16 protein-coding genes are annotated in these 13,152 nt (G+C 63.9%); 5 read left to right on the top strand and 11 right to left on the bottom strand.

The features are described 5' to 3' along the window. Window positions 1-188: 188 nt before the first annotated feature. From mobB to moaA, 6 genes are all read right to left on the bottom strand, one after another. Window positions 189-698, bottom strand: coding sequence for a molybdopterin-guanine dinucleotide biosynthesis protein B (gene mobB / locus JG743_RS17185; protein ID WP_202291908.1), 510 nt, complete (start codon window positions 696-698; stop codon window positions 189-191). Continuing rightward, window positions 695-1,321, bottom strand: coding sequence for a molybdenum cofactor guanylyltransferase MobA (mobA, locus tag JG743_RS17190; RefSeq protein ID WP_202291910.1), 627 nt, complete (start codon window positions 1,319-1,321; stop codon window positions 695-697). The genes mobB and mobA overlap by 4 nt, the downstream gene beginning before the upstream one ends. Window positions 1,322-1,378: 57 nt before the next feature. Beyond that, a complete protein-coding gene (locus JG743_RS17195; RefSeq protein ID WP_202291912.1) occupies window positions 1,379-2,299 on the bottom strand; it encodes a DMT family transporter in 921 nt (306 codons plus the stop codon). 120 nt (window positions 2,300-2,419) lie between these two features. Beyond that, window positions 2,420-2,776: a hypothetical protein gene (locus JG743_RS17200; RefSeq protein ID WP_202291914.1), complete on the bottom strand. Its 357-nt coding sequence runs from the start codon at window positions 2,774-2,776 to the stop codon at window positions 2,420-2,422. A gap of 116 nt (window positions 2,777-2,892) precedes the next feature. Beyond that, complete coding sequence (locus JG743_RS17205; protein WP_202291922.1) at window positions 2,893-3,366, bottom strand: hypothetical protein; 474 nt, start codon at window positions 3,364-3,366, stop codon at window positions 2,893-2,895. Between the two features lie 54 nt (window positions 3,367-3,420). Beyond that, window positions 3,421-4,416, bottom strand: coding sequence for a GTP 3',8-cyclase MoaA (moaA, locus tag JG743_RS17210; protein WP_202291923.1), 996 nt, complete (start codon window positions 4,414-4,416; stop codon window positions 3,421-3,423). 210 nt (window positions 4,417-4,626) lie between these two features. On the opposite strand from moaA, the gene JG743_RS17215 reads away from it, so the two are divergent. Beyond that, a complete protein-coding gene (locus JG743_RS17215; RefSeq protein ID WP_202291924.1) occupies window positions 4,627-4,980 on the top strand; it encodes a gamma-butyrobetaine hydroxylase-like domain-containing protein in 354 nt (117 codons plus the stop codon). Window positions 4,981-5,155: 175 nt separating this feature from the next. Continuing rightward, entirely contained in the window at window positions 5,156-5,767 is a 612-nt protein-coding gene (locus tag JG743_RS17220; protein ID WP_202291925.1) for a pyridoxamine 5'-phosphate oxidase family protein, read from the top strand. A gap of 162 nt (window positions 5,768-5,929) precedes the next feature. Here the strand turns inward: JG743_RS17220 and JG743_RS17225 are convergent, their stop codons facing one another. Further along, entirely contained in the window at window positions 5,930-6,382 is a 453-nt protein-coding gene (locus JG743_RS17225; RefSeq protein ID WP_202291926.1) for a MarR family winged helix-turn-helix transcriptional regulator, read from the bottom strand. 47 nt (window positions 6,383-6,429) lie between these two features. Here JG743_RS17225 and JG743_RS17230 point away from each other — a divergent pair, with 47 nt between their 5' ends. Then, complete coding sequence (locus JG743_RS17230) at window positions 6,430-7,341, top strand: alpha/beta hydrolase (RefSeq protein WP_202291928.1); 912 nt, start codon at window positions 6,430-6,432, stop codon at window positions 7,339-7,341. A 7-nt stretch (window positions 7,342-7,348) separates the two neighbouring features. On the opposite strand, the gene JG743_RS17235 is transcribed toward JG743_RS17230, so the two are convergent. After that, window positions 7,349-7,750: a rhodanese-like domain-containing protein gene (locus JG743_RS17235; protein ID WP_202291937.1), complete on the bottom strand. Its 402-nt coding sequence runs from the start codon at window positions 7,748-7,750 to the stop codon at window positions 7,349-7,351. A 57-nt stretch (window positions 7,751-7,807) separates the two neighbouring features. Next, the gene (locus tag JG743_RS17240) at window positions 7,808-7,975 is read right to left on the bottom strand and encodes a hypothetical protein (protein ID WP_202291939.1); all 168 of its coding nucleotides are present in this window, start codon (window positions 7,973-7,975) and stop codon (window positions 7,808-7,810) included. A 168-nt stretch (window positions 7,976-8,143) separates the two neighbouring features. On the opposite strand from JG743_RS17240, the gene JG743_RS17245 reads away from it, so the two are divergent. Next, on the top strand, window positions 8,144-10,018 hold the full coding sequence (locus tag JG743_RS17245; protein WP_202291941.1) for a L,D-transpeptidase family protein: 1,875 nt from the start codon (window positions 8,144-8,146) through the stop codon (window positions 10,016-10,018). A 1-nt stretch (window position 10,019) separates the two neighbouring features. On the opposite strand, the gene JG743_RS17250 is transcribed toward JG743_RS17245, so the two are convergent. Then, window positions 10,020-10,457 carry a hypothetical protein gene (locus JG743_RS17250; protein WP_202302672.1) on the bottom strand — a complete coding sequence of 146 codons (438 nt, stop codon included), beginning with the start codon at window positions 10,455-10,457 and terminating at the stop codon, window positions 10,020-10,022. Window positions 10,458-10,621: 164 nt separating this feature from the next. Beyond that, entirely contained in the window at window positions 10,622-10,879 is a 258-nt protein-coding gene (locus tag JG743_RS17255; RefSeq protein WP_202291943.1) for a PepSY domain-containing protein, read from the bottom strand. A 421-nt stretch (window positions 10,880-11,300) separates the two neighbouring features. Between JG743_RS17255 and JG743_RS17260 the strand changes: the two genes are divergently transcribed. Then, window positions 11,301-13,076, top strand: coding sequence for an adenylate/guanylate cyclase domain-containing protein (locus tag JG743_RS17260; protein WP_202291945.1), 1,776 nt, complete (start codon window positions 11,301-11,303; stop codon window positions 13,074-13,076). Window positions 13,077-13,152: the final 76 nt, after the last annotated feature.

Here is a 13,152-nt window from a genome sequence, read left to right on the forward strand (position 1 = left end):
CGCTGTTCCGTGCGGCTCTGTGAGCGGTGCTTTTGACCGCCCGCTGGCGGCGATACTCCCACTCTTTCCCCGAAAAAAGCAACTGCAAAACAATGGCTCTGCGGATTTGCGCCACCGGCCAAACATGACGCAAGGTTAGAGGCCGGGAAGAAGATTAGCGGCGGCCGAAAGTCATTTCGCCGGCGCGCTCAGCGCCTCAAGCCCGAGACGCTTTCGACGAAGTCGGCTATCGATTTGACGTCGTCGAGATCGAAGACCGGCAGGCTCCCGCCTTCGGCCGCGAAGTCCGCGGCGATGGCGACGATGTTGGGATCATTGACGGACAGCGGCGTCCTGTCCTTGGCCTCGAGGCGGCGTGTCTCGATCTTCTTGTGCGCCTCGCGCTTGTAGCCTTCGACCAGTACGATGTCGGATGGCGCCAACCGCGCCAGGATCGCCTCCAGCGTCGGCTCGTCCTCATTGCGCAGTTCGTGCATCAGCGCCCAGCGCCGGCCCGACACGACCGCGACCTCGGTGGCGCCTGCCTCGCGGTGGCGAAAGCTATCCGCGCCAGGCTTGTCGATGTCGAAATCATGATGGGCGTGCTTGACCGTCGAGACTGTCCAGCCGCGCCGCACCAGCTCGGCGACCAGCTTCTCGGTCAGTGTCGTCTTGCCGGAATTCTTCCAGCCGGTGATGCCAAAAACGCGTCTGTTCATCCTTCGATGCTCTGCAACAGTCGCTCGGCGATCGCAAGGTCGTCCGGCGTGTTGATGTTGAAGAACGGATCGATCTGCTGCCCGCCCGACGCCAGCATTGGAAACTCTACCTCGACGACGTCGTGCCGGTCGATGAATGTGGAGACCCGACGATTGTCCTCGTCGACCAGGAACCGGCGCAATGCGTCGTGCAAGCCGAGCGGCCAGAGCGCGAAGGTCGGATGCCGCCTGCCGCCGGAGCTGGCGACAGCGATCGCCCCGCGCTTTGTGGCGGCGGCCGCAGCCAGCCGCTCGACCATACTCTTTGGGAAAAAAGGCGTGTCGCCGGCGACGGTGACGACGGCGTCGCAGGCGATCGACGCCCACTCCATGCCGGTCAGGATCCCGGCAAGCGGCCCGGCGTAGCCTTCGACCGTATCGGCAAGCACCGGCAGCCCGAACCCGGCGAAGCGCGCGGGATCGCCGTTGGCGCTCAGCGCCAGCGGCCCGACCTGTGGAACGAGGCGCTTAACTACGTGGTCGAGCAGGCTGCGGCCGCCTAGCGCAAGCAGGGTCTTGTCGCCGCCGCCCATGCGCCGTGACTGGCCGCCGGCCAGGATGATGCCCGCTATGTTCTGGTCCATGGTGCGCTGTCTTCTCGCTCCCCGGATCGCAAGATCTCGGCGATCCTTGGGGCTGGCCTATATGCCGTCCGGCGCCATGTCAGGTCCAGCGCTTTCGGCGGCGGTCTGCCGCCGGCCGACAATGCGCTCGCGGTAGAGCGCGTAAAGGCCGGAGCCGACGATGATGGTGGCGCCGACGATCATCGGCAGGTCGGGGACATCGGAGAAGATGACAAGGCCGAGCAGGATCGACCAGAGCAGGGCGGTGTAGCGGAACGGCGCGATGAAGGAGATGTCGCCGGAGCGCATCGCCATGATGATGAACTGGTAGCCGATCAGCACCAGCACCGCGGCCAGTGCGAGGAGCGCCGTGGCCTTGCCGCTCATCGGCGTCCAGCCGCCCATCGGCGCAAGCAGCGCCGCGCCCAGCACCGTCATGGCCAGCGCCGTGGCGGTCGACACCAACAGCGTCGGGATCTCTTGCGGGATGCGCCTGGTGGAGAGATCGCGCACCGCGCAGCAGGCGACGCTTGCCAGCGCCAGCAGCGAATAGACGCTGAAGCCTTCAAAGCCGGGGCGCACGATGATGAGCACCCCGGCAAAACCGACGGCGATCGCCAGCCAGCGCCGCCAGCCGACGCCTTCGTTGAAGAACAGCGCCGCGCCCATCGTCACCGCCAGCGGCAGCGCCTGCAGCACGGCCGAGACATTGGCGATCGGCAGATGCGCCAGCGCGACCAGGAAGGAGACCGTTGCGCCGGCTTCGCCGGCCACTCGCATCGCCACCATCGGCTGCAGCATCGAGCGTGGCGTGGCCAGCGCTCCGCGCTGCCAGGCAAGCAAGCCGACGAACAGCGAGGCGAAGGCGCCCCGGATCAGCATGACCTGCGCCATGTTCATCGATTCTGAGGAGAATTTGGTGATCGCGTCGTTGAGGGTGAAGCCGACCATGGCCACCATCATGAACAGCGCGCCGCGCAGGTTTGGCGAAAGGGGCAAGGGCGTCACCGGTTTGCTTTGGATCAGCCTCTATCAGCCGGCAGCAAAACAGCAACGTCAAAGGACTGGGCCACGGCTCGCCGCCGAGGTCCCTAATCCTGCGTCGGTGATGGGCTGACCTTACTTCGGCGTCAGCACCTCGGTGCCGCTGCCGTCCTTGCCGGCGATGGTCCACAGCCCGTGCAATGAGCCGTCTTTCTCCACCTTGTAGACCACCAGGCCGATCTCCTGGCCCATCACATAGCCGGCGGAGAAGGCATTGTCGTTGCGCATGCAGATGCCGTCGGATGACGAGCCGCCCGTTTCCCAGTGGATGGTGCAGGTCGTCTCGCTGGTCAGCGTGATGGTCGCCTCGCCGCCATAGGCGGAGCCGTCAAAATTTGTGCCGGCGACCGTGTATTTGCCGCCGATCGACTGTGCCGCCGCCGGCGCCGCCGCGAGGCCGAGCATTGCGAGAGAAAGGATGAATTTGCGCATGTTGTATTCCCCCCTTCGAGCAAAAATCGCTGCCGGCAGAAGCTAGGCCGGAACCTATTGCCGGTAAATCGGGCCGCGACTTACAGACAGGATAATTTTGCAGTCCGGCCGGATCTTCACGGGCCCTTCAGGCTGCCGGCGATGGCGCCGACGAGCGGATCGTATTTCGATTTCAGCGCCGGCGGATATTCGATCCAGACCGTGCGGACCACACCGTCCCTCCCGAACAGGCGACGCTCGTAGAAGATGGTATCGCCCTTGAAGCCCGACAGCACGGCCCAGTCCTTGCCGGCCTTGCCGTAGGTGACCTTGAAGCCCGGTTCGGTGCTGGCTTTTTCGGCGGCGACGAAGCTTTTCGGCGTGTCGTCATCGATGTTGAGGATGCCCGAGCAGGTCAGGCTGGCGCCGTCGGGCGCGCTCCATTGCTGCCCGTCGCCATTTTCCGGCTCGGGCTCGCGGATGCTGAAGATGTCGTCCGGAAAGGTGCAGACGGTGCCGAAGCGCTGATTGGTGTAGGTGAATTGCCCGGCGCCGGCCGAAGTTGCCGCGCTCACGGCCGCGAGCGCCAGGATCGGGAAAAGACGCTTCATGCAAGCCTCCAGCCAATGACGGGAGGCGATCCTTGCACGAAACCGGCGAGAAAATCAGCCGCCGGTGACGCTCATATGCCGGGACACCGAAGGCCGGCTTGTGCGGCGATCGATGATGAAGTCATGCCCCTTGGGCTTGCGCCCGATCGCCTCGTCGATTGCCGCCGAGACCAGTTCGTTGCCTTCGGACGCACGCAACGGCGCCCGGAGGTCGGCGGCGTCTTCCTGGCCCAGGCACATGTAGAGCGTGCCGGTGCAGGTCAGCCTGACGCGGTTGCAGCTTTCGCAGAAATTATGCGTCATCGGGGTGATGAAGCCGAGCCTGCCACCGGTTTCGGCGACATGGACATAGCGTGCAGGCCCGCCGGTCTTGTAGGGGATGTCGGTCAGCGTGAACTGGCGTTCAAGCTGAGCCCGAAGCAGCGACAAAGGCAGATACTGGTCGGTGCGGTCGGCGTCGATCTCACCCATCGGCATGGTCTCGATGACGGTGAGGTCCATGCCGCGGCCATGCGCCCAGCGCAGCATTTCCGGCAGCTCCAGATCGTTGAAGTCCTTCAGCGCCACGGCGTTGAGCTTGACCTTCAGCCCTGCCGCCTGCGCGGCGTCGATGCCTTCCATGACCTTTCCGAGATGGCCCCAGCGAGTGATCTGGTGGAATTTGTCGGCGTCGAGCGTGTCCAGCGAGACGTTGATGCGCCTGACCCCGCAATCGGCGAGTTCGGCGGCAAAGCGCGACAGCTGCGAGCCGTTTGTGGTCAGCGTCAGCTCTTCCAGCGCGCCGCTCTTCAGATGGCGCGACAGCTGGTGCACCAGATGCATGATGTTCTTTCGCACCAGCGGCTCGCCGCCGGTGAGACGCAACTTCCGCACACCCTTTTCGATGAAGACGGTGCAGAGCCGGTCGAGCTCCTCCAGTGACAGGAGGTCCTTCTTGGGCAGGAAGGTCATGTCCTCGGCCATGCAATAGGTGCAGCGGAAATCGCAGCGGTCGGTGACCGACACCCTGAGATAGCTGATCGTGCGACCGAAAGGATCGATCATGTCCATGTTGCAAGCACTTCCCGTGGCCACGAGCAGCGGCGCTGCAGGCGTTATATATGGCTATGTGATACGATCCGCTGCTTCATTCAAGATAGCCGCTCTCGATCTTTGGTAACATTCCCTGGCCGACATTGCATGTCGGCTGCGCTCCAATGGCCTTTTCGCCTGGGGCGAAGCAGCGTAGGGAAGGTTGGAAATGACGCAGGAACCATCCGCATGACCGCGCCGAAGGAACTCCGGGTCTCGAAGGACCGGAAGCTGCTTACCGTCACCTTTGCGGACCACCAGCCGTTCGAATTGCCGGCCGAGCTGCTGCGCGTGCTGTCGCCTTCGGCAGAGGTGCAGGGACATTCGCCGGAGCAGCGCGTGACCGTTCCCGGCAAGCGCAGTGTCGCCATCCTCAAGATCGAGCCGGTCGGCAACTATGCGGTGCGCATCACCTTCGACGATTTCCACGACACCGGGATATTCACGTGGAATTACCTGCACGTGCTGGGTCATGAGAAGGAAGCGCGCTGGAATGCCTATCTGGCGGAGCTGGCGGAAAAGGGCCTCAGCCGCGAGCGCTAGTGCGGTTCATCGTTTCATGGAAACGCTGAGCCGCCCTTTCCCTTCGTTTTGACGCAATTCCGGACGGAAAACCGTTTCACACTTTTCTTGGAATTGCTCTAGGCCGAGCCATCCGCGCTGTCGTCAAGGCGTCATGGATGTGGAGTAGCGCCGGCAAAGGTTTGGAGACGGGAATATGTCGGTCATCACAACGGTCGAACAACTCGAGGCGCTTTACGGGGTTCCAGGCGAAGCCTCGATCGTCAAGGAACTCGACCACATCATCCCCGAATACGCCGCCTTCATCGAGGCCTCGCCCTTCGCGGCGCTGGCGACCGCCGGGCCGGAAGGGCTTGATTGCTCGCCGCGCGGCGATCTCGCCGGCTTCGTGCGCATCCATGATCCGAGGACGCTGATGATGCCGGACCGCCGCGGCAACAACCGCGCCGATTCGTTGAAGAACATCATCAGGGATCCGCGCGTCGGCCTGCTGTTCCTGGTGCCGGGCTCGGGCACCACGCTGCGCGTCAACGGCCATGCCCACATCACCACTGATGCCGAGCTCTGTGCCTCCTTCAGCGTCGACGACAAACCGGCGCGCTCGGTCACCGTCATTGCGGTCGATTCGGTCTATTTCCAGTGCGCCCGCGCCATCGTCCGTTCGGAACTGTGGAACCCGGCGAAACATGTTGATCCGAAAGCGTTGCCGACGCCTGGCCAAATACTGGAAATCACCAGCCGGAAAAACATCGACGGCGAAACCTACGACAGGGAATGGCCCGAGCGGGCGAAGAAGACGATGTGGTAGATTCAGGTGAGGCTGGCCTGCAAATGGCGGCCCCCTGCGCTTCCGGTGCTCACGTACGCTAAGTATGCTCCGCTCCGGTTCTCGGAAGCCACCCAGTTTGGTTGCTTCGCGCCCGTCTTCGACTCCGGCGCATCCTGACCTGAATCTCGGAGCCTCGGGCGCTCAGGCTTCCTTCAGCACGTCGGCGATCTTGCGCATCTGCTCGCCGATCATGTCGCACTGCTCCGCCGTCGACTGGCTCATCGCCTTCTCGATCAGCGCCATGTGAACCTTCAGCGCCTGCATCAGCAGGGCTTCGCCTTCCCCGGTCAGGCTGAGCCTCAGCACGCGCTTGTCCTTCTCGTCGCCCTCGCGGCGCAAAAGGCCGCGCGTCTCCAGTTGCGGCAGCAGCATGGTGATGTTGGAGCGGCCGACCAGGAGCTTGCGGGCAAGGTCATGCTGCGACATGCCGGGATGGCGGTAGAGGTTCATCAGCACGTCGAGCTGCGCCGGCTTGAGATCCAGGGGCGCCAGCTTCACCGCCAGCGCGCGCTCCACCGCATGGCAGGCGCGCGCCACCGCGACCCAGTTGCGAAAGCGCGGGGTATCCCAGGGCAGGTCTTGTTTAATGTTCATGTTTGAACTATTATGTTCATGCTTGAACGAATGGATGGATCGCCACTATGGCATCATTTGGTCTGAAGGTCATCCGGGGCGTGTTCGGCGCGGCCGAGCATGTGGCGCCTCGTCTCAGCGGCCGCGCCGCGTTCGAACTGTTCTGCCGCACGCCGAACGTCAAGGCGCTGAGCGATGGCGAGCGCCGCGCCGTCGACCGGGCCGCGGCCTTCATGACCGAGGCACGCCATCATCGGCTGAAGTCGAAGAAGGGCTGCGTCATGGTGCATGAATTCCGGCCCGAGCCGGGCAGGGCGCCGGCCGGGACCGTGCTAGTCATCCATGGCTGGCGCTCGCGCACCGAATATATGCGCCCGCTGATCGAAGGATATCGCCGCGCCGGCTACAAGGTCGTTTCGCTCGACCTTCCGGGCCACGGCCAGTCGCAGGGCCGCCGCCTGAACTTGGTCAACGCGGTCGAGGCGGCAAGGGTCGCCGGCGAATGGTTCGGTCCGTTCAAGGCGATCGTCGGCCATTCCTTCGGCGGCGCCGTTGCCGCCAATGCCCTTGCCGGTTCCGTCAGGGGCATCCAGCCTATCACGGCCGAAAGCCTGGTGCTGATCGCGGCGCCGAGCTCGCTGCCGGCGATCTTCGCCGACTTCAGCCGCATGCTCAATGTCGGCCCGCGCTCGCAGCTCGCCATGGCCGATCGCGTCGAAAAGCTCGCCGGCCGGCCGCTCGGCGAATTCACTGGCGACCGCCAGCTCGCAGAGGCGTTGGTGCCGACACTGGTCATCCATGCGCCCGACGATCGCGAGGTCTCGGCCGATCATGCCACGCGCTATGCCGGCGCCGGCGATCATGTCAGCCTGCATTGGGTCGATGGCCTCGGCCATCGCCGCATCCTCGCCGACAAGGGCGTGGTCGAACGCGCCGTCCGCTTCGCGACCGAGCGCCGCGAATCGACGTCGATGCATTGAAGTTCTATCAGTCGGCCTTCTTCTTCTGCCCGGGCTCGACCGGCAGTCCGGCCGCCTTCCAGGCGGTATAGCCGCCAAGGATGTGCTTGACGGGCGAAAGGCCCATGTCCTGCGCCGTCTTGGTGGCCAGTGCCGAGCGCCAGCCGCCGGCGCAGAAGAAGACAAAGCTCTTGCCCGAGGCGAAGAACGGCTTGTGGTAGGGGCTTTCAGGGTCGATCCAGAATTCCAGCATGCCGCGTGTGACATGCCTAGCGCCGGGGATCTTGCCGTCGCGCTCGACTTCGCGCGGATCGCGCAGGTCGACGAAGATCGTGTTCTCGTCCTCGAGCAGCCCCGCCGCTTCCTCCGGCGACACCACTTCGATCTCGGCGTTCGCCTCGTCGAGCAACTCGCGATAGCCTTTTTTCACCGGCGCATTCCTCCCAACCGTGGCTGGCCGAATTTCCAGCACAGGGGCTGGCATTTGTCACGTCGCGTTGGTGCCAGCCTGTTTTTTCACGCCACCTTGGCGCCAGCCGCCGCGGCGATTCGGCCGGCAGGGCAGGAAGGCCGATTCGTCACCGGCGCCGCGCTGACCTTCGACCGCGGCGCCATCGCCTGATGCAACCGGCACCGGCCGAAGCCGCTTCGCCAAGACCGTCACCAACTTGTGAAACTGTTCTGCAACAGCGGCTTCGAAATTTATGGAAGCTTAACGAAATCGGTATGAATCAGTATAATCGCGCCTTACATCCGCTATGCGGTGGGCGTGACCGTCAAGCGGCGCGGAACGGGAGCCGGTTCACAACCGGAGCGGGTGATCATGAGAATTTTCGGAAACAAAGCCACCGTGATGCCGCTTGCGGTCGCCGCGGCGCTGGCGCTCGGCGCGCCGCAGGCGAGCGCGCAAGGCCTCTTCGACATGCTGTTCGGCGGCGGCATCCGGCATGACCCGCAAGGCGAATTCCCGCCGCCGCCCAAGCAGAGACCCAGCAAGGTGCCGGCCGGCGGTGGCGGCTCCAAGATCAGCAGCCCGTCTTACTACACCTACAAGGCCGACCGTCTCGTGCGCGTCGATTTTTCAGCGTTGGTGCCGGCGCCGGCGACTGTTGCGGCGCAGGATGCCGCCTTCGTGCCGTCGGTCACCAGCAATGCCTTCCGCGAAGCGATCGCCGGGCTGGGCGACTACGAGCTTTATGCCGAACCCGACATCGCCAAGGCGCTGATTGCCTATTACTCGGCCAATCCGGATTTCATCTGGGTGACCGGAACCGCCCCCAACAGCCGTGCGCAGGATGCGGTGCGGGTGCTCGGCGAGGCGGCGAGCTACGGCTTGACGCCTGCCGCCTATACGGTCGACGTGCCGGCCGCATCATCTGCGGCCAGTGTGGACGAGCGTCAGAAGGAACTGGTCCGCTTCGAGATGGCGCTGACGGCGCGCGTGCTGCGCTACGCCCATGATGCCCAGAGCGGCCGTGTCGATCCCAACCGGATGACCGGCTACTATGATTTCCCGGCCAAGCCGCTCGACATGGACGGCGTGCTGAAGACGCTGGCGCACACGCAGGAGGTTCGCACCTATCTGGAATCGCGCCATCCGCAGAACGCGGAGTACCAGGCGCTGCGCGTCGAGCTGGAAGCGCTGCAGGCGAGCGAGGAAAACGAGATCGTCGTCGACCCCAAGCTGTTGCTGAAGCCCGGCGAGAGCAGCCCCGAACTGCCCAAGCTCCTGACGCTGATCGCGCGCAACCTCGACGACGAGATGGGCGGCGACTATGGCGAGGTCCTCGCCAGGCTTGGCAAGAGCGAGCTCTACGATCCCGAGCTGGTGCCGGTCATCAAGGCGGTGCAGAAGCGGGCCGGCATGAAGGGTGACGGCGTCATCGGGCCGCGCACGGTGGCGACGCTGGCCGGAACCTCCAAGGCCGACAAGGTCACCAAGGTCAAGGTCGCGCTGGAGGAATTGCGCTGGCTGCCTTCCGACCTCGGCAGCCCGCGTGTCTTCATCAACCAGCCGGCCTTCACCGCCTCCTATATCGACAATGGTGAGGAGAAGCTGAAAACCCGCGTGGTGGTCGGCAAGGTCACCAACCAAACGGCTTTCTTCTACGACCAGATCGAGCAGGTCGATTTCCATCCCTATTGGGGCGTGCCGCAATCGATCATCGTCAACGAGATGCTGCCCAGGCTGCGCAACGATCCGGGCTATCTCGACCGCGCCGGCTATGAGGTGACGGATTCGAGCGGGCGGCGCGTGCCGTCATCGGCGGTCAATTGGGGTGCCTACGGCGCCAACATCCCCTACAGCGTGCGCCAACAGCCGAGCGAGGCCAATGCGTTGGGCGAGCTGAAGATCCTGTTCCCCAACAAGCACGCCATCTACATGCATGACACGCCGCAGAAATCCTTCTTCGAGCGCGACATGCGGGCGCTCAGCCATGGCTGCGTGCGCCTGCAGGATCCGCGCGGCATGGCGGCGGCGGTGCTCGGCACCTCGGTCGACTACATCGCCGAGAAGCTGAAGCACGGGCATTCGACCGAAAAGGTGACCCGCACCATCCCGGTCTATGTCGCCTACTTTACCGCCTGGCCCGACATGTCCGGCAATGTTGAATACTTCAACGACGTCTACGACCGCGACACGAGGCTGATGCAGGCACTGGACGCGACCGAAGCGGTGCGCTCTCCGGCGAGCTAGCTCAGGCGCGCTCGAACAGCGGGCGCCTGAAGCCGGCGTCGCGCCCGGCGATCAGCCAGTAGGTCAGGCCGGCCACCAGTCCGGCGGCCGCGATGATACTCGTGTCGGCCCAGCGCTCGGAATTCTCCGGAGCGTCCGGCCAGATCAGCGCGAAACCCGCGACCGCCGCGATGGCGCCGAAGACCATGTGCAGCACGAAGCTGCGCAACGAGAAAAACTCCGCGATCAGCGCGAAGACGAGAGTCTGCATCCACGTCAGGATGATCGTCAGGAAGTAGACGAACATGCCGAGCGGCGGCACCAGCAGCACCGCGATCGGGCTGACGCCCATAAGGTCGAAATAAGCCGGCGCGTTGGGGAGGGAACTGAGTATCCCATAGATCGCCGCCACCGAGATCAGCCCGATAAATACCGCGACCAGATAGCCGGCAAGCATCATCAGGACGCGCTTCAATACGTGCTTTACCACTGCCCTGCACCCCCGTGCCCGCAATCGTGCGGCAGCAGTCAGCCATCAAAGATGCTCTGATGCAAGGGGAGGCGGACAAAGGCGACCCTGAGCCAGCACCCACGCCTGTCACGCTACCAAACAGGAGCGAGACACTACCTAGGCTCAGCGGTCACCGGATCGTAGGAGATTTCGACCTTCGCCTTGTCGTTCGTGTAGTAGGTGACGGTGTAGACGCCGCTGTCCCAGTCCACCTCCTTCACATAACGGAAGTCGGGGCGTTGCTCGACCTTGGCGATGATTTCCGACAGCTTCTTGGCGTTCGATGGCGGCAGCGGCTTTTCATCGGCCGCGAAGGCGGGCCAGCCGAGGAAAAGAACCGCAAGGCCGGTCGCCAAAACAACAGTGCGCATGATTGCCCCTCATCTCGTGCTGGCATCGATGCCGTAAAGAACTCGCCTGCGTCCCTGTTGGTTCCGTCGGTGGAGTACAACGCCGGTTCCAGGGGCGGTCTGGCGACTTGTGGGCGACGACAGAACCATGTGCATTCGCCCTAGCTGAAATAAAGAAAAATAAGGGATTCCAATACGCAAGGGCGAGGTAGCAATGCAGGACCTGAGTAATGAACGGCTAACCATGCAGGCGGTGGCGCGCTGCGTTCAATTAGCGGATCGTGGTAGAGCTTTTGCCAAGACCCTGTTAGACTTGCTGCCATAACAGGGTGGCAACGGCGCGCCGAGCCTGCCGACGATCTTTCGTCGGCAAACGGTGAAGTGTTCAACAAAGCGGAAGTCGCCTGTGCTGGACCGCAAGCAGGGACCGGGGGCTTCAACCATGGCTGAACGGAACTACACCCGTCAGCTGGCGACCATCATTTCTATCGACGCCGTCGGCTTCTCGCGGCTGATGGGCATCGACGACGAGTTGGCCGTTGCCGCTTTCGAGGAGCGCCGCGACATCATCGCCGACAGCTGCGTGGCGTTTGGCGGCCGGACTTTCGGTGACGCCGGCGACAGCATCATGGCCGAGTTCGGCAATCCGATCGAAGCCTTGCGCGCCGCCTTCGATTTCCAGGGCAGGATCGTCGCGCTCAACGCGTCCGTCGCCGAGGACATGCGTATGCCGTTTCGCGCCGGCATCAACACCGGCGACGTCATCGTGCGCGAGGGCCGTCTCTATGGCGACGACGTTAACATCGCCGCCCGGCTGCAGGAGTTCGCGCCGCATGACGGCCTCGCCATTTCGGAGACGACATGGCACCACGTGAAGGACAAGACCGCGGCCGAATTCACCGATCTCGGCGAATTCATGCTGAAGAACATCGCGCTGCCGGTGCGAGTGATGATCGCGGGCCGCGCCGGCAAGGGCGCGTCGCCGGCGGCGTCGTTCGCCGCAATTTCTCCCAGCCAGCAAAAGCTGCCGCCCAAAGGCCCGCCGGCGATCGCCGTGCTGCCTTTCGCGGGCGTTGGCGGTGAGCGCGACGTCGGCTACATGGCCGACGGCATCGCCGAGGACATCATCTACGGCCTGTCCAACACGAGATGGCTTTCGGTGATCGCCAAGAGCTCCAGCTTCCAGTTTCGGGACGATAGCCTGGGCACGCGGGTGATCGGCAACGCGCTTGGCGCCCGCTACATCGTCAGCGGCACGCTGACGCGCAATGGCAGCCAGATCCGCCTCAACACCTCGCTCGCCGACACCTCGAACGGGCGGCTGGTCTGGTCGCAGCGCTTCGACCGCGACCTCGTCGACATCTTCAAGCTGCGCGACCAGATCGGCAGCGAGATCGTTGCGATACTCGACAAGGAGGTCGATCGGGCCGAGCAGGTGCGCACCTTCCAGGTGCCGTGGGAAAGCCTGGAGACCTGGCAGCTGGTGCGACGCGGCCGCTGGCACATGAACCGGCGCACCCGCGGCGACACCGAAATCGCCTTGGATTTCTTCGAAAAGGCCTACCGGGAGGACGCCAATTCCAGCGCCGTGCTGAACGAGCTGGCATGGTGGTATTTCTGGCGGGCGTGGCTGCGCTTCGGCGACAGCGACGACCTCGACAAGGTCGAGCAATATGCGCGCAAGGCCCTGCTGATGGACAGCCTCGACGCACGTCCACACGCCCATCTCGGCGTCATCGATATCATGCGGGGGCAGCCGCGGGCGGCGATCGAGCATCTTGAGGAGGCGCTGCGCATCAATCCGAGCTTTGCCTTCGCGCGGTCGGCCATGGGCAGCGCCAAGCTTCTGCTCGGCGATGCCGCCGACGCCATACCGTTCTTCCTCGACACCGAGCGGCTGAGCCCTTTCGATCTCTACCGGTTCCACAATCTGGGGGAACTGGCGGTCGCCTACAGTTTCGTCGAGGACTGGCCGGCTGTGATCGCCACTGCCGATCGTTCGCTCAACCTGTCGCCCGGCTATTTCTACGCCAGGTACCTGAAGATCGGCGCTTTGATGCGCAGCGACCGCGTCGACGAAGCCAAACGCGAACTGGCGATTTTCACGACCAGGCATCCGGATTTCTCGGAGCAGCGGGTGCGTTGGATACCTTTCGCCGACAAGGCCGCGAATGAATTCCTCATCGCCAATTTCGAACAGGCCAGATCGGTGACGTGATTTCACGGGGGCCGTGGGGCTGGACACACATGATTGTGAAAAGATTCACATACGCGGCGCAGATGCAACCATAGGC

This window comes from Mesorhizobium sp. 131-2-1, assembly GCF_016756535.1.
GTDB lineage: Bacteria > Pseudomonadota > Alphaproteobacteria > Rhizobiales > Rhizobiaceae > Mesorhizobium.